The organism is Streptomyces sp. VRA16 Mangrove soil (assembly GCF_017377775.1).
In the GTDB taxonomy this organism is placed as follows: Bacteria; Actinomycetota; Actinomycetes; order Streptomycetales; family Streptomycetaceae; genus Streptomyces.
Map to the genome: position 1 here is coordinate 793,198 of NZ_JAFVLN010000001.1, position 15,266 is coordinate 808,463.

At 71.2% G+C, this 15,266-nt stretch carries 12 protein-coding genes; 3 read left to right on the forward strand and 9 right to left on the reverse strand.

Annotation, left to right across the window (positions count from 1 at the left end; translation table 11 throughout):
• Window positions 1-22 precede the first annotated feature (22 nt).
• The 3 genes from rhaS to J3486_RS03480 are packed head-to-tail and all read left to right on the forward strand — an operon-like array spanning window position 23 to window position 2,482.
• Entirely contained in the window at window positions 23-1,117 is a 1,095-nt protein-coding gene (rhaS, locus tag J3486_RS03470; RefSeq protein WP_207818404.1) for a rhamnose ABC transporter substrate-binding protein, read from the forward strand.
• 17 nt (window positions 1,118-1,134) lie between these two features.
• Entirely contained in the window at window positions 1,135-1,455 is a 321-nt protein-coding gene (locus tag J3486_RS03475; protein ID WP_207818405.1) for an L-rhamnose mutarotase, read from the forward strand.
• Window positions 1,448-2,482 carry a LacI family DNA-binding transcriptional regulator gene (locus tag J3486_RS03480; protein WP_207818406.1) on the forward strand — a complete coding sequence of 345 codons (1,035 nt, stop codon included), beginning with the start codon at window positions 1,448-1,450 and terminating at the stop codon, window positions 2,480-2,482. The genes J3486_RS03475 and J3486_RS03480 overlap by 8 nt, the downstream gene beginning before the upstream one ends.
• 12 nt (window positions 2,483-2,494) lie before the next feature.
• On the opposite strand, the gene J3486_RS03485 is transcribed toward J3486_RS03480, so the two are convergent.
• The 9 genes from J3486_RS03485 to J3486_RS03525 form a co-directional block, all read right to left on the reverse strand.
• Window positions 2,495-3,862 carry a phosphomannomutase/phosphoglucomutase gene (locus tag J3486_RS03485; RefSeq protein ID WP_207818407.1) on the reverse strand — a complete coding sequence of 456 codons (1,368 nt, stop codon included), beginning with the start codon at window positions 3,860-3,862 and terminating at the stop codon, window positions 2,495-2,497.
• Window positions 3,846-5,456: a glycoside hydrolase family 13 protein gene (locus J3486_RS03490; protein ID WP_207818408.1), complete on the reverse strand. Its 1,611-nt coding sequence runs from the start codon at window positions 5,454-5,456 to the stop codon at window positions 3,846-3,848. Before J3486_RS03490 ends, J3486_RS03485 begins: the two co-directional genes overlap by 17 nt.
• A complete protein-coding gene (locus J3486_RS03495) occupies window positions 5,453-6,673 on the reverse strand; it encodes a Gfo/Idh/MocA family protein (protein ID WP_207818409.1) in 1,221 nt (406 codons plus the stop codon). Before J3486_RS03495 ends, J3486_RS03490 begins: the two co-directional genes overlap by 4 nt.
• Window positions 6,670-7,749, reverse strand: coding sequence for a glycosidase (locus J3486_RS03500; RefSeq protein WP_207818410.1), 1,080 nt, complete (start codon window positions 7,747-7,749; stop codon window positions 6,670-6,672). Before J3486_RS03500 ends, J3486_RS03495 begins: the two co-directional genes overlap by 4 nt.
• A gap of 7 nt (window positions 7,750-7,756) precedes the next feature.
• Entirely contained in the window at window positions 7,757-8,593 is an 837-nt protein-coding gene (locus J3486_RS03505; RefSeq protein WP_207818411.1) for a carbohydrate ABC transporter permease, read from the reverse strand.
• A gap of 1 nt (window position 8,594) precedes the next feature.
• Window positions 8,595-9,485 (reverse strand): carbohydrate ABC transporter permease, encoded by an 891-nt coding sequence (locus J3486_RS03510; protein WP_207818412.1) that lies wholly within the window; start codon window positions 9,483-9,485, stop codon window positions 8,595-8,597.
• Complete coding sequence (locus J3486_RS03515; protein ID WP_207818413.1) at window positions 9,482-10,774, reverse strand: extracellular solute-binding protein; 1,293 nt, start codon at window positions 10,772-10,774, stop codon at window positions 9,482-9,484. The genes J3486_RS03510 and J3486_RS03515 overlap by 4 nt, the downstream gene beginning before the upstream one ends.
• Before the next feature lie 92 nt (window positions 10,775-10,866).
• The gene (locus J3486_RS03520) at window positions 10,867-11,886 is read right to left on the reverse strand and encodes a LacI family DNA-binding transcriptional regulator (RefSeq protein ID WP_207818414.1); all 1,020 of its coding nucleotides are present in this window, start codon (window positions 11,884-11,886) and stop codon (window positions 10,867-10,869) included.
• A gap of 198 nt (window positions 11,887-12,084) precedes the next feature.
• Window positions 12,085-15,216: an alpha-L-rhamnosidase gene (locus J3486_RS03525; protein WP_207818415.1), complete on the reverse strand. Its 3,132-nt coding sequence runs from the start codon at window positions 15,214-15,216 to the stop codon at window positions 12,085-12,087.
• Window positions 15,217-15,266: the final 50 nt, after the last annotated feature.

Genomic DNA, 15,266 nt, shown 5'->3' on the forward strand with positions numbered 1-15,266 from the left:
CTTCGTCCCGTAAGGATTCCTCATGCGTGCCCTTCGCCCGACCGCCCGCACCCGCCGGTTCACCGCCGCGCTCGCCGTCACCACCGCCCTCGTCGTCGGGGCCACCGCCTGCGGCGGCACCACCAAGAACGACACGGACAAGGAAGCGGCGAAGTCCAACGCCGCGGGCAAGGCCGACCCGAACGCCGCCACCAAGAAGGGCCTCACGGTCGCCTTCCTGCCCAAGCAGGTCAACAACCCGTACTTCACGACCTCCGACAACGGCGGCAAGAAGGCGCTGGAGCAGCTGGGATCGACGTACAAGGAGGTCGGGACCAACAGCGGCACCGACACCTCGGGACAGGTGTCCTACGTCAACACGCTCACCCAGCAGCAGGTCGACGGCATCGCCGTGTCCGCGCAGGACCCGGGCGCCCTGTGCACCGCCCTGAAGCAGGCCATGAAGAACGGCGTCAGCGTCGTCACCTACGACTCCGACACCAAGGCCGACTGCCGCAACGTGTTCGTCTCTCAGGCTTCCTCCGAGGACCTCGGCCGCACCCAGGTCCAGGAGATCGCCCGGCAGATCGGCGGCAAGGGCGAGATAGCGATCCTCTCGGCGGCCCAGACGGCCACCAACCAGAACACGTGGATCGACTACATGAAGGACGAACTGAAGAAGCCCGCGTACAAGGACATCAAGCTCGTCGCGACCGCCTACGGCGACGACGACGCCCAGAAGTCGTTCCAGCAGACCCAGGGACTGCTCCAGGAGCACCCGAACCTGAAGGGGATCATCTCCCCGACCACCGTCGGCATCAAGGCCGCCGCCCAGTACCTGTCGGGCTCCAAGTACAAGGGCAAGGTCAAGCTGACCGGCCTCGGCACCCCCAACGACATGCGCGCCTACGTGAAGAACGGCACCGTCGAGGCGTTCGAACTGTGGGACCCGGCCAAGCTGGGCGCGCTCGCCGCGCACACCGCCGTCGCCCTGGAGTCCGGGCAGATCACCGGCAAGGAGGGCGAGCGGTTCAAGGCCGGTGACCTGGGCGAGTACACCATCGGCAAGGACGGCGTCGTGACGCTCGGCAAGCCGACCGTCTTCAACAAGTCGAACATCGACCGGTTCACGTTCTGAGTGGGGGCCCGGAAGTCATGCAGCGCGTCTGTTTTCTGCTCAAGGTCAGGGCCGACCGGATCGAGGAGTACCGCGCCCGCCACACGCACGTGTGGCAGGAGATGCGGGACGCCCTGACCGCGACCGGCTGGCACAACTACTCCCTCTTCCTGCGGGAGGACGGCCTGCTCGTCGGCTATCTGGAGACGGAGGACTTCGACAAGGCCCGCGCCGCCATGGACGCCACCGAGGTGAACGCCAGATGGCAGGCCGAAATGGGGCAGTTCTTCGAGGAGTTGGAGGGACAGGCCCCGGACGCGGCGATGCGCCCGCTCACCGAGGTCTTCCACCTTGCCTGAGCGTGCGACGGTCGGCATCAAGGACGTGGCACGCGTCGCGGGGGTCTCCGTGGGCACCGTCTCGAACGTGCTCAACCAGCCGCAGCGCGTCTCCGAGGCGACGCGCCGCCACGTCCAGCAGGTCATCGCCCGGCTCGGCTACGTCCGCAGCGAGTACGCCAGGCAGCTGAGAGCCGGGCACAGCCGGATCGTGGCGCTCCTCGTCCTGGACATGGGCAACCCGTTCTTCGTCGACATCGCCCGGGGCGCCGAGCGGGCCGCCCGCGCCGCCGGACTCGGCGTCATGGTCTGCAACAGCGCCCAGAGCCCGGCGGAGGAGGCCGAGTACCTGTCGCTCTTCGCCGAACAGCGGGTGCGCGGCGCCCTCATCACCCCGGCGGACCCGAGCGGAGCGACCCTGAGCGACTTCCGGCGTCATGGCATCCCGTACGTCGTCGTGGACCGGGTCGCCGGGGCCGGAGGGGAGGCGGACGGGTGCTCGGTCGCCGTCGACGACGTGTCCGGCGGGGCGCTCGCCCTGCGCCATCTCCTCGTCGGCGGGCACCGCTCCCTCGCCTTCGTCAGCGGGCCCCCGCATCTCAAGCAGGTGCAGGACCGCAGGGAGGGCGCCCTGAAGGCGCTCGCCGATGCCGGGCTGCCGCAGTCGCTGCTGCGCGCACTGCCCACCGAGCGCCTCGACGTGGGCGCGGGCCGTGACGCGGGCGCCCGCCTCCTCGGTCTCACCCCCCGCCCGACGGCCGTCTTCTGCGCCAACGACCTGCTCGCCCTCGGCGTCCTCCAGGCCCTGTACGCGGCCGGGGTACGGGTCCCCGAGGACATCTCCATCGTCGGCTACGACGACATCGAGTTCGCGGCGGCGGCCACCGTGCCGCTCACCTCGGTGCGGCAGCCCGCGTACACCCTCGGCACGATCGCGGCGGAGCTGCTGCTCCAGGAGACGGGGGAGCGGTCCGCCGCCCATCGCCATCAACACGTGGTGCTGCGGCCGGAGTTGGTGGTGCGGGGATCGAGTCGGGCCATAGGCTGACCCGGCGTCGGTTCAGCCGCGGACGGTCGCCAGCACCTCGTCCCGTACGGCGCGCATCGCCTCGGGGGTGCGCGCCTCCACATTGAGCCGCAGCAACGGCTCGGTGTTGGAGGGGCGGAGGTTGAACCACCAGTCGGCGCCCGCCACGGTCAGTCCGTCGAGCTCGTCCACCCGCACGTCCGGGCGCGACTCCCAGGCCGCGCGGACCGCCGCCGTGCGGCCGGCCTGGTCGGCGACGGTCGAGTTGATCTCGCCGGAGGCGGCGTACCGCTCGAAGCTCCGGGTCAGCGCGGAGAGCGGGCCGTCCTGGCCGCCGAGCGCGGCCAGCACGTGCAGGGCGGCGAGCATGCCCGTGTCCGCGTTCCAGAAATCCTTGAAGTAGTAGTGCGCCGAGTGCTCGCCGCCGAACACGGCGCCGGTGCGGGCCATTTCGGCCTTGATGAAGGAGTGGCCGACCCGCGTGCGTACGGGCGTGCCGCCGTGCTCCTCGATCACCTCGGGCACGGTCCGCGAGGTGATCAGATTGTGGATGACGGTGGCGCCGGGATGCCGGGCCAGTTCGCGGGCGGCGACCAGGGCGGTGATGGCGGACGGGGAGACCGGGTCGCCGTTCTCGTCGACGACGAAGCAGCGGTCGGCGTCGCCGTCGAAGGCCAGGCCCAGGTCGGCGCCCTCGGCCCTCACGCGGGCCTGGAGGTCCACGATGTTCGCCGGGTCCAGCGGGTTCGCCTCGTGGTTCGGGAACGTGCCGTCCAGCTCGAAGTACATCGGGACGAGGGTCAGCGGCAGGCCCTCGAAGACCGTCGGGACGGTGTGCCCGCCCATGCCGTTGCCCGCGTCCACGACCACCTTCAGCGGACGGATCGAGGTCAGGTCGACCAGGCCCAGAAGATGGGCGGCGTAGTCCTTCAGCGTCTCGCGGCGGGTGATCGTGCCGGGCTTCGCGGCCGGCGCGGGCGCCCCCGACTCGCTCCACTCCTCGGCCAGTCGGCGGATCTCGGTCAGGCCGGTGTCCTGGCCGACCGGCGCGGCCCCGGCCCGGCACATCTTGATGCCGTTGTACTGCGCCGGGTTGTGCGACGCCGTGAACATCGCACCGGGCAGGTTCAGCGCGCCCGACGCGTAGTACAGCTGGTCCGTCGAGCACAGGCCGATCTCGGTGACGTCCGCGCCCAGGGCCGCCGCGCCGCGCGCGAAGGCGCCGGACAGGACCGGGGAGGAGGGCCGCATGTCATGGCCCGTCACGATCGCGCCGGCGCCGGTCACCCGCACGAACGCGGCGCCGAACAGCTCGGCCAGCTTCTCGTCCCACTGGTCGGGGACGACACCGCGCACGTCGTACGCCTTCACGAGTCCGGAGAGGTCAGTCGCGGAGGTCATCGTCAGATCCTTCGGGGGAAGAGGGAACGAGCAGCCACAGGGCGGTGTCGGGCGGCAGCGTGTCACCGTCGAACGGCTCGCTGCCGAGCACCGGGCGTCCGGGCAGGGTAAGGGAGTTGAGGGGTGCGGGCATGTCGCCGAGGTTCACGGCGCACACCAGGTCGCCGCGGCGGAACGCGAGCACGTCGGCGCCGGGCGCCGAGAGCCATTGCGGCGGGGCCGCGGCATCCGGTGCGCGATGGGCGCGGCGCAGCCGCAGCGCCTCGCGGTACAGGGCGAGCGTCGAGCCGGGGTCCCGCTCCTGCGCGGCGACCGCCAGCGCGGCCCAGTCGTCGGGCTGCGGAAGCCACGTGCAGTCGGCGGGCGCCGAGGTGAAGCCGTACGGTGCGTGCGCGCCGGACCAGGGGAGCGGCACCCGGGCGCCGTCCCGGCCGCGCTCGGTGCGGCCCGAACGCTCCCACAGCGGGTCGCGGATCCGGTCGTCGGGAACGTGAGCCTGCGGCAGGCCCAGCTCCTCGCCCTGGTAGAGGTACGCGGAACCGGGCAGCGCCAGCATCAGGAGCGCGGCCGCCCGCGCCCTCCGCAGCGAGCCGTACCGGGTCACGGGACGCACCGCGTCATGGCTGGACACCAGCCAGGTCACCGCGGCACCGGGCACCGCGAACGAACCGTCGACCACTCGGCGCAGCTCGTCCGCGTCCCAACCCGCCTCCAGGAAAGCGAAGTTGAACGCCTGGTGCATCTCGTCGGGCCGGATGTAGCGGGCCAGCCGCTCCAGGTCGAAGACGGCCGACTCGGCGACCATCACCCGGTCGCGGGGCTCGACCGCGCCCGGCGGCGCGGGATGCGTGTCGAGGAGCGCCCGCCAGTCGCGGTACAGCGGGTGCAGCTCCTCCTGGTCGTAGTACGGCATGAGGTGGTTGCGCCACGGGTCGCCGTGCTGGCCGGGGCCCGCATCGGGCTCGCCCTCCGCCTTGAACAGGGCGTGCGCCACATCGACCCGGAACCCGTCCACGCCCCGGTCGAGCCAGTACCGCAGGACGTCGGCGAACGCGTCCCGCACCTTCGGGTTGCGCCAGTTCAGGTCGGGCTGCTCGGCGGCGTGCAGATGGCAGTACCACGCGCCGTCCGGCACCCGGGTCCAGGCGGGTCCGCCGAACGCCGACTGCCAGTCGTTGGGCGGCAGTTCACCGTCCGCGCCCCGGCCGGGACGGAACAGGTACCGCTCCCGTTCCGCCGAACCGGGCCCCGCCGCCAGCGCCTCCTGGAACCAGGGGTGCCGGTCCGAGGTGTGGTTCGGCACCAGGTCGACGATGAGCTTCAGGCCCAACTCGTGCGCCCGTGACGTCAGTTCGTCGATGTCGGCACTCGTGCCCAGATCCTCGGCGACCCCCGTGTGGTCGGCGATGTCGTAGCCGCCGTCGGCCAGCGGCGACGGATAGAACGGCGTGATCCACACCGCGTCCGCGCCGAGATCCCTGATGTGCTCCAGGTGGGCGGTGACCCCCGGCAGATCGCCGATGCCATCGCCGTTCGAGTCGGCGAACGCGCGCGGATGGACCTCGTAGCAGACCATGTCCTGCCACCAGCTCATACGGACGTCTCCTCGATCAGGGGGTGCGGCACGGGCTGTGCGACACCGGTGTCGGCCGCGACCGTCGCGGCCTCGGCGACCGCGACCGCGGTGAGCCCGCTGACGGCGTCCGCCTGGGGGACCACGCCCTCGCGCACGGCCCGCACCAGATCTGTCAGGGCGGCGCGCACGCTGCGCGCGTACACGTACGGCTTGCGCGGCTCACCGCCGAGGTCGAGGACGGCGTGCACGCGGTGCGGCACGGACCGCTCCTCGCCGCGGCCGCGGGCCCGGGCCGACGAGCCGGCGTCCCGCTCGACACGGACGGTGATCCACTCCTCGCCGTGCGGCAGAAAGCCCTCCACGGCGAGCAGGTCGTCGACCAGCTGCGGCAGTCGCTCCCACTCCCGGGCGCCTTCCTCGTCCGTCCACGCGGAGATCTCGGCCCGCACCGGGATCCAGCCGCTGATCCGTGTCTCCGCGAACCCGTGGTCCAGGCGCATCAGCTGCCGCTCGGCGCGGTGCGCGTGCGTGAACGAGTGCAGGTGCGAGGCGAGCACCCCACCCGGGTGCACGACGTCCGCGCTGACCATGTCGACGGGACCGTCCGGGCGGCGCACGGCGGTGGCCCGCACGCTCACCGGGTCCGAACCCAGCAGCGCCCGCGCCGCGTCGAAGAAGTGCACGCCGTGCTCGACGAAGATGCCGCCGCTGTGCGCCGGGTCCCAGAACCAGTGATCGGGGCCCAGGTCCTGGTCGGAGGCGTCGTTCTCGAACAGGAACCGGCGCGCGGGCGCGAGCAGGCCCCGCTCGGTCAGCCGCTGCACGGCCCGCAGCAGCGGGTTGTAGCGCAGCACATGGTCCACCACCAGGACGCGGCCGGCGCGGCGCGCCTCCGCGGCCACCCGGGCCGCGTCCTCGGTCGTGGTCGCGAGGGGCTTCTCGCAGAAGACATGGCGCCCGGCGCGCAGCGCGGCGACGGCCATCGCGGCATGGGTGGCGGGTGGCGTGGCGATCAGCACGGCCTCCACGTCGTCCCGTTCGAGGAGCTCCTCCAGGGACGCGAGGGCCGGGACACCGTGCCGCTCGCCGAGCCGCGCCGCCCGCTCCGCCGACGGATCGGCGACCGCGGCAAGCCGCAGACCCGGCAGGCCGACCGCCGCGTCGAGGACGAACTCGGCGAAGCCGCCGCAGCCGACGAGGCCGATGCCGAGCGGAGCGCGGGCGCCGCCGCTCACGCGGTGCGCTCCAGGACGGCGACGCCGATGTGCGCGTCGGCCATGCCGTAGAACACGTACAGCTCGCCGTCGATCTCCTCGATCGCCGTCGGGAAGACGACGTTCGGGACCGTGCCCGACAGCTCCTCCTCGGTCTCCGGCGCCATCAGCGGGGCGTCCGAGCGGGCCAGCACCTTCGACGGGTCGGCCGGGTCGAGGATCATGGCACCGGCCGCGTACGACACCTTCTGGTTCTGCGCCCACGGGTCCTCGATGGCACCGCAGACACCGTGGTGGATCAGCAGCCAGCCCTCGGGGACGCGGATCGGGGCCGGGCCGCCGCCGATCTTCAGCGACTCCCACTCGTACTCCGAGAGCGCCACCAGGCGGTGGTCGCGCGGCCGGGTCAGCGCGCGGATGTCCGCCTCGACCTCGGCGACGGGCACGTACGAGATCCAGATGCCGGGCCGCTCGTCGGTGACACCGGCGGGCAGGTGCACGCCCTCGCCCTCGCGGAACCAGCCGAGGTCCCACATCGGGCGGTGCAGCATCGCGTACGCCATCTCGCCGTCCGGGCCCGGGACCGGCTCGGGGAAGTGGACGACGTCCTTGTTCGGGAACAGATTGAGGTCGGTGTCGAGGTCGGCCTGGTACTGGAACTGGATCGGGCCGAGCCGGGTCCAGTCCGTCAGGTTCTCGGAGACGGCGAGCGCCGGCTTCGGGCCCAGCGGGCCGTAGGCGACGTACGACATCACGTGCCGGCCGAGGGACGGGACCCAGGTGACGCGCGGGTCCTCGACACCGGCGTTGTTCTTGCCGCGCTCCCAGCCCTCGTCGGGGGCGAGGACGACACCGCGGCGCTCGACGCCGTTCGGGACACCCTGCTCGTCGAAGGTGACCTCGGCGAGGCCGACCCGCGAGACGTTGCCCTCCGCGACCAGCCGCGGCAGCAGGTGCAGCCTGCCGTCGGGGGTGCGGCCGGAGGCCGGGTTGAGGACGCCCTCGGTCTCGTTCGCCTCGCCGGCCAGCGGGGACATGACGACACCCTTGCGCACGAGGCGGTACGGGATGGCCGTGGTGTCGGTGGTGGTGCTCATGGAGGATTCAGCCCTTGGTAGCGGAGTCGATGTCGGTGGAGGTGAAGTGGCGCTGGAACAGCAGGAACAGCACCACCGCGGGGACGGCGAGGACGACCGCGCCGGCCAGCAGGGCGCCCGCCGGGTTGGCGACCGTGCCCTGCATGTTGGAGAGGAAGCTCGCCAGGGAGACGGCGAGGGGCTGCATGTCGGCGTTCTTCGTGACGAGGAACGGCCACAGGAACTCGTTCCACGGCCCGATGAACGTCAGCAGCAGTGCCGTGAGGACGGCGGGCCGCGCCATCGGCAGCGCGATCCTCCACAGGATCCGCAGCTCGCTCGCCCCGTCGATGCGGGCCGCCTCGAAGAGGGAAGCGGGCATCTGGAGGAAGAACTGGCGGAAGAGGAACACGGCCGTCGAGTTGATCGCGAACGGCAGGATCATGCCCAGGTAGTTGTCGCCGAGCCCGTAGTCGCGGACCACAAGCACGTACAGCGGCAGGGTGAGCAGCTGGAACGGGATCATCTGCACCAGCAGCAGCGCCCCGAACACGGCGCCCTTGCCGCGGAAGCGCAGCACCGCGAGCCCGTAGCCGGCGAGCACCCCGAAGACGAGCGTGCACACCAGCACGCCGATCGTCATGATGCCCGAGTTGAGCAGCGAACGGCCCACCGAGATGGCGCCGTTGATCGCCGAGTAGTTGGCGCCGGTCAGGCCCGAAGGGACGGCCGCCGACAGGTCGCCGACCGTCGTCGTGCGCAGTGAGCCGACGACCATGTAGTAGAAGGGGAAGAGGAAGGCGACGGCGCCGAGCGACAGGAGCACATAGCGCACGGGCTTCGAGGCGCGAAGGCTGTTGCGCATGTCAGTTGCCCCTCTCGGAGAGCTTGCGGGCGACGAGCGAGACGATCGCGACGAAGGCGATGAGGACGACACCGAGCGCCGCGGCGAAGTCGGGGTGCCCCTGCTCGATGCCCTTCTGGTACATCAGCAGCACCGGCGAGGTGGACGCGTGATCGGGACCGCCGCCCCCGGTCAGCAGATAGGGCTCGCTGAACAGGTTGGCGCCGGTGATGATCGCGTAGATCACGACGAGCGTGGTCGCGGGCCGCACCCCGGGCACGGTCACCGAGAAGAACTGGCGCACCTTGCCCGCGCCGTCCATCGCGGACGCCTCGTACAGCTCCTGGCCGACGTTCTGCAGGGCGGCCAGGTACAGCATCACGAAGAAGCCGAGCTGCTTCCACGTCACGAACACCGCGATCATCGGCATCGCCAGATGCGAGTTGACCAGCCATGACGGATCCGGTGCCAGCGAACCCAGGGCGTGGTTGACGAACCCGTCCGAGCCGAACAGGAACTGCCACACCGCGACCAGGGCGACGCTCGCGGTCACGTAGGGGAGGTAGAACGCGGCCCGGAAGAAGGCCCGCCCCTTGATCTTCGAGTTCAGTGCCGACGCCAGCACCAGGGACAGGCCCACGGTCAGCGGCACATTGATGACCAGGAAGATCGCGATGTTGAGGAAGGCGCGGCCGACGACCGGGTCGGTGAAGACGTCCCGGTAGTTCGACAGGCCCACCCACGGCGCGTCGATGTGGGTGCCGGGCGCCGTGAAGTAGAAGCGGTGGAAGGAGATCCACACCGTGTAGACCAGCGGCACGGCGAAGACGACCAGGATGAACAGCACGTACGGCGACACGAACAGAGCGCCGATCCGGCCCCTGCGCGGGGCAGCCTTGGCCAGGGTGCTCATGACGGGTCCTCGTATTCGGCGAGCAGGTGGGATATCTCGGAGGAGGCGTCGCGCAGCGCCGCGTCCGTGGACTCACGGCCGAAGACGACCGACTTCGTCCACGCGTCGCGGAACGCCTGCCAGATGTCGACGGAGCCCGCCACGTTGGGGACCTCGACGACCCGCTTCGCCTGCTCGGCGAACGCCTTGTACGTAGGGTTCTTCTCGAAGAAGCCCGCGTACTTCGACGTCAGGTCGGTGCGCATCGGCATCTGGCCGGTCGTGTCGAGGAACTTCCCGTCCTGCCGCACCGACGTCGCGAACTTCAGCACGTCCCAGGCCGTGGCCCGGTTCTTGCACGAGCTGAACATCGACACGGACTTCTCGTCGCTGAACGAGTGCCCGCCGGTCTTCCCGTCGGCGGTCGGCACCGGCGCGACACCGATGTCCACGCTGTTCTTGTACGCGGCGATCGCCCACGGCCCGACGGTGGCCATCGCGGCCTTGCCGTCGTTCAGTGAATCGCCCGGATACGCCTCCTGCGGCGCGAGCTTCTCGGCGTACAACGTCCGCCAGAAGGACGCGACCTGGCGGCCCGCCTGCGAGTCGAACTGCGGCTTGCCGTCCTCGATGAGCTGCTTGCCGCCGCTCTGCGCGGCGAACGCCGGGTAGAAGTCGTACCAGGGCTGGAAGAAGTCACTGCTGGGCGAGGGCCAGATCGCCGCCTGCGCGGCGCCGCTGCGCACCAGCTTCCGCGACGTGGCGAGGAACTCGTCGTACGTCGCGAGCTTCGGGTGCTCCGGGTCCAGACCGGCCTTCTTGAACAGCTTCTTGTTGTAGAGGATCATGACCGGGTTGCTCTTCCAGGGCAGCTGGTAGAACTTGCCGTCCGCCGACTTGTACTGGTCGGCGAGGGAGCCGCTGCGCCGCTCGATGTACGAGGCGCCGTCCGCGAAGTCGTTCAGCGGCACGAGGCCGTTCTGCTTCTGGAACGTCGGGACCGCCGCGGGCGAGGTGTTGAACGCCAGACAGGCGCTCGTCCCCGCGATGATCGAGGCGCTGATCGCCTCCTCGGACGTCTTGCCGGCCGGGATCTGCTGCGCCGTGACGTGCTGGTCGGGGTGCGCCTTGTTCCACGCGGCGACCATCGCTTTGCCCCACTGCACTTCCTGGGCGTTGTTCGACAGCCACACCGTGATCGGGCCGCGTGCCTTCGCGGCGTCGGCCGCGTCCGGGGCGGCCCTGCCGCAGGCCGTCGCCGTGCCCGCGATCGCGAGTACGAGCAGCGCGGACGCCGTTCTCCTCAGCATGTTGGATCTCCGAACTGTTCACGCGCGGCCTCGTCGCCGTGCGCCATGGCCGGTCGGCGCCGGGCGCGACCGGTGTGGGGTGTGTCCCTGCGTCAGCCGCGCGGAGCGGGACCGATGGAGGCGCGGGGCACGAAGCGGGCGGGCGGCAGCTTCACATGCGCCGCCTCGCCGACGGCGACGACCGCGTCCAGGGCGCGGGCCGCCGCCTCACCCCAGCCGCGGGCGTCCGCACGGGCGGAGGCGAGCGGCGGGAAGCTGTAACGGGTCAGAGGGGTGTCGTCGTAGCCGACGACCGAGAGCTGGTCCGGCACCCGCACGCCCAGCTCCTGGGCGACCGAGAGCCCGGCCATCGCGGCCAGGTCGTTGCCGTAGACGATCGCGGTCGGCGGTTCGGCGCGGCCGAGCAGCTCGCGGGTGGCGAGCGCGCCGCCCTCGGCGCTGAAACCGCCCGGCAGGACCGGGCCCGCGGGCAGCCCGAGCGCGGCGAGTGTCTGCTCCCAGGCCTGCCGCCGGCGCTGCGCGTGCCGCAGCTCCTGCGGGCCCTCGACATGGGCGATGCTGCGGTGTCCGAGTTCGGCCAGGCGGCGTACGGCGGCCGCGTAGGCGGGCTCGTCGTCCAGGCTGACCGCGGTGAGCCCGCCGCCCCACTCGGGCCGGCCCACCACGACGGCGGGCAGGCCGAGCTCCTGCAGCAGCGCGGGGCGCGGGTCGTCCTGGCGCAGGTCGGTCAGGAGGACACCGTCCACCTGCCGCTCCGCCGCCATCCGCTCGTACACGCCGCGCTCCTTGGAGGGCGTGGTGACGTGCACCATCAGACCGTCACCGCGCTGCCCGATCACGGTCTCCACCCCGGCGATGAACGCGGGGAAGAACAGGTCCGTGCCGATCTGCTCGGGGTCCCGGGCGAGCACGAGCCCGTACGCGCCGACCTTGCCGAGCGACAGGGCGCGCGCCGAACGGCTGGGCGTCCAGCCGAGCTCGGCGGCCGCGGCCATGATCCTGGCCTTGGTCTCCTCCGCGACACCGGGCCGGTCGTTCAGGGCGAAGGACACGGTGGCACGGGAGACACCGGCGCGCTGGGCGACGTCGGCGATGGTGGGCTTGCGTGCCATGGTGCTGGACTCCCTGTCGTCGGACCGCCGGGGCGGCCCGCTTTCAAACCGGTTTGAACCGCGGAACGGGGTTAACCAAACCGGTTTGAACGACAGGGCGTCAAGAGTCTGAGAGCGGTGATCCACGTCACAGACGGAGCGTGGGGGTGGGCGTGGGCGTGGGCCGGGCGTGGGGCGGTCCCCGCACCCGGCGCCGGGTCAGCGCGTCGCGCTGGTCACTTCGTACCGTCCGGCGGGCAGCGTGAAGGTCGCCGCGCCGTCGGCGAACCCGACGAGCCGCACCCCGTCCACGCGGCCCAGCGGCGTGCGCCCCTCACGGACGGCGTCGGCCGACACGGCGGGCAGGGTCAGGGTCGCCGTGGTGTTCGCCGGGACGACCGCCTCGTACGTCAGCGTCCCGTCCTTGGCCAGCGACCACGCGCTGCCGATCTCGCCGTACGGCGACAGGAACCGGCCGGACGCCCGGGTGATGCCACCGGTCGGATCGAGGTGCGGCCGCAGCGTGAAGTGCCGGAACCCCGGGTGGTCGGGGTCGCCCGCGATACCGGCCATGTACGCGTACATCCACTCGGCGATCGCGCCGTACGAGTAGTGGTTGAAGGAGTTCATCTCCACCGGCCCGAAGCCGTCCTCCTTCGAGTACGAGTTCCAGCGCTCCCAGACCGTCGTGGCCCCGTTCTTCACCGAGTACAGCCACGACGGCATCGCGTCCTGGTGCAGCAGCCTGTACGCCAGATCGGCGCGGCCCTCGTCGGTGAGGACCGGTGCGATGACGTTCGAACCGAGGAAGCCGACCGACAGGGTGTTCTCCGCGTACTGCACACGGGCGCTGTCCGGATGGGCCGCCTTGTACGCCGCGTCGTTGCCGATGTTGTCCGCCAACAGGCCCACCAGCGCGCGGCGTTGGGACTGCGTGTCGTAGAAGCCGAGCTTGAGGACCCACAGCAGCGCCGACTGGCTGTTGTCCTCCGGGTCGCCCCCCATGGGCGGCTTGCCGCCGATGCTCGATTTGACCGTGATCGTGTCACCGTCGACCTGGACGTACTGCGCGAGGAACGCCTTGCGGATGTTGCCGAACAGCTCGTCGTACGCCTTCGCCTCGTCGTCGCGGCCGGTGGCGCGTGCCATCTGCGCCATCAGGCGGACGCTGTACGCGTAGTACACGTCGCTCATCAGCTGGGTGCCGGTGTTCTGGAACGCCAGCCAGTCGGCGAAGATCGCGCCCTGGCCCGCGTACGTGTCGCCGCCCTTCCGCTTGATCCAGTCGATGTAGTGGACCATCGCGTCCCAGCTGCGGTCGACGACCGTCGTGTCGCCGCTCATCTGCCAGACCGTCCACGGCACGATGACGCCGCAGTCCGCCCAACCGCTGCACGGCGCGGCCGCGTTGTAGCGGTTGCCGGGTGCCACCGCCGTGAACTGGGCGCCGTCCACCCCGTAGATCTTCTGCGACTCGATGAGGATCTCCTCGAAGTGGCTGAGGAAGCTCACCGCGTCGGTGGTGTTGTACAGGCCCGTGTGCGAGAAGACCTGTGTGTCGCCGGTCCAGCCGAGCCGCTCGTCGCGCTGCGGACAGTCGGTCGGCACCCACAGGTAGTTTCCGCGCTGGCCCCAACGCACGTTGCTCATCAGCTGGTTGACGTCCTCGTCGTCGGTCGTGAGGCTACCGGTGTCGGTGAGCGCCGACGTGCCGACCTTGCCGACGAGCCCGGAGAAGGTGACCTCGGTGTCCGGCGTCGTCACCTCCACTGACACGTACCGGAACCCGTAGAAGGCGAGCGAGTCCTGATGCGTCTCGCCGCCGTCGGCCCCCTTGAGGACGTAGGTGCTCGTGGACTTCGCCGAGCGCAGGTTGGCCCGGTAGAGCGAGCCGGCCGGGCCGTCGGCGCCCGCACTGTCGTCGTTGAGCATCTCGCCTGTCCTGACGATGACGTGGGCGCCCGCCGGGCCCCGCACCGAGTACCGCGGCACACCGACCATGTTCTGGCCGAGATCGAACACGGCCGTGTCGCCGGTGCGCAGGGTCACGGGACCCGGCGCCTTCGCCGTCGACCGGTCCGGATCGGGGACGATCCGCCCCTTCCCGTTCGCACTCGACGCCTGACCGGTGACCTTGTCGTAGACGGTGACCGACTGCGGGGTGCGGTCCCACCTCGCCATCAGCCGGGCCGTCTCGCCGGGGTAGGCGACGAGCTTCGCTTTCGGGAACTTCGTTGTGTAGCCGACCTGTTCGACGTCCGACCACGTCGAGGCGTCGAAGCCGCCGGCCGTCCAGGCGCCGAGCTCCTGGCGGGCGTCGTAGGTCTGGCCGTCGTAGATGTCGTCGGCGCGGTACGGGCCGGTGTCGGTGGCCTTCCAGGCGGCGCCGCCGTTCGCGCCCTCCTTCGTGACGAGCGTCTGCGTCGATCCGTCCGTGTACCGGATCAGCAGCTTCGCCTTCAGCGCGAGCGGGTTGCCGTCCTTCGCGTAGTACGTACTGCCCTCGGATATCCGGGCGTTGTACCAGCCGTTGCCGAGCACCGCGCCGACCGTCACGGAGCCGCGGCCTGCCGCGACCAGGTCCGTGACGTCGTACGTCATGTAGTTCACGGTCATGTCGTAGTTCGTCCAGCCGGGCGTGAGGAGCTCGACCGTGCGACCGCCGTCCTGCGGCACGGTGACGCGCTCGCCGTTCACATACGCCTCGTACACGCCCAGCGCGGTCACGTACAGGCGGGCCTCGCCGACCCTTCTGCCCTTGGTGAGCGGGGCCTCGGCGCGCAACAGGGGCGCGCCCTGCGAGTTCGGCGTCTTGCCCTTCATCCCGATCCACTGTGCGCCGTCCCAGCGGGTGACGCCGTCCGTGGACAGCAGGCTCGTCTCGAACCAGGCCGGTGCCGACGTGCCGACCGGGCGGCCCTCGGTGTCCCAGGCGCTCACGGTCCAGAAGTACCGGGTGGAAGGCTCCAGTTGAGGCCCGGCGTATGTGACGGCGACCGAGTCGGACGAGGCGACGCGGCCGCTGTCCCACACGTCGCCGCGCCCCGAGGCGAGGCGTGCGGCCGAGGTGGCGACGCGGACGCGGTACGCGCCCTGGGCGAGGCCGCGCCGCCGGGAGCCGAGGCGCCAGCCGAAGCGGGGACGGGTGGCGTCCGTGCCCAGGGGGAGGACGCGGTGCTCGACGGTGAGGCCGGTGACGGCGCCGTCCGGGGCGGCGTTCCGGGTGAGGGTGGGGGAGGCGGTGGCGGCCGACGCGGGCGCGGCGGCGCCGAACGTTCCGGCCGCGGCCACGACGGGCACGGCGCCCGCGGTCGCGGCGAGAACGGTGCGCCGGCGGATGTCGCTGGTCATCTGCGGGTCCCTTCGACGGTGAAGGAGCTACCGATTGAAACCGTTTCAAA

Coding starts and splice junctions, on each gene's coding strand:
- rhaS (WP_207818404.1), top strand. CDS start 23: ATGCGTGCCCTTCGCCCGACCGCCCGCACCCGCCGGTTCACCGCCGCG.
- J3486_RS03500 (WP_207818410.1), bottom strand. CDS start 7,749: ATGAGCACCACCACCGACACCACGGCCATCCCGTACCGCCTCGTGCGC.
- J3486_RS03520 (WP_207818414.1), bottom strand. CDS start 11,886: ATGGCACGCAAGCCCACCATCGCCGACGTCGCCCAGCGCGCCGGTGTC.
- J3486_RS03505 (WP_207818411.1), bottom strand. CDS start 8,593: ATGCGCAACAGCCTTCGCGCCTCGAAGCCCGTGCGCTATGTGCTCCTG.
- J3486_RS03485 (WP_207818407.1), bottom strand. CDS start 3,862: ATGACCTCCGCGACTGACCTCTCCGGACTCGTGAAGGCGTACGACGTG.
- J3486_RS03490 (WP_207818408.1), bottom strand. CDS start 5,456: ATGAGCTGGTGGCAGGACATGGTCTGCTACGAGGTCCATCCGCGCGCG.
- J3486_RS03525 (WP_207818415.1), bottom strand. CDS start 15,216: ATGACCAGCGACATCCGCCGGCGCACCGTTCTCGCCGCGACCGCGGGC.
- J3486_RS03475 (WP_207818405.1), top strand. CDS start 1,135: ATGCAGCGCGTCTGTTTTCTGCTCAAGGTCAGGGCCGACCGGATCGAG.
- J3486_RS03510 (WP_207818412.1), bottom strand. CDS start 9,485: ATGAGCACCCTGGCCAAGGCTGCCCCGCGCAGGGGCCGGATCGGCGCT.
- J3486_RS03515 (WP_207818413.1), bottom strand. CDS start 10,774: ATGCTGAGGAGAACGGCGTCCGCGCTGCTCGTACTCGCGATCGCGGGC.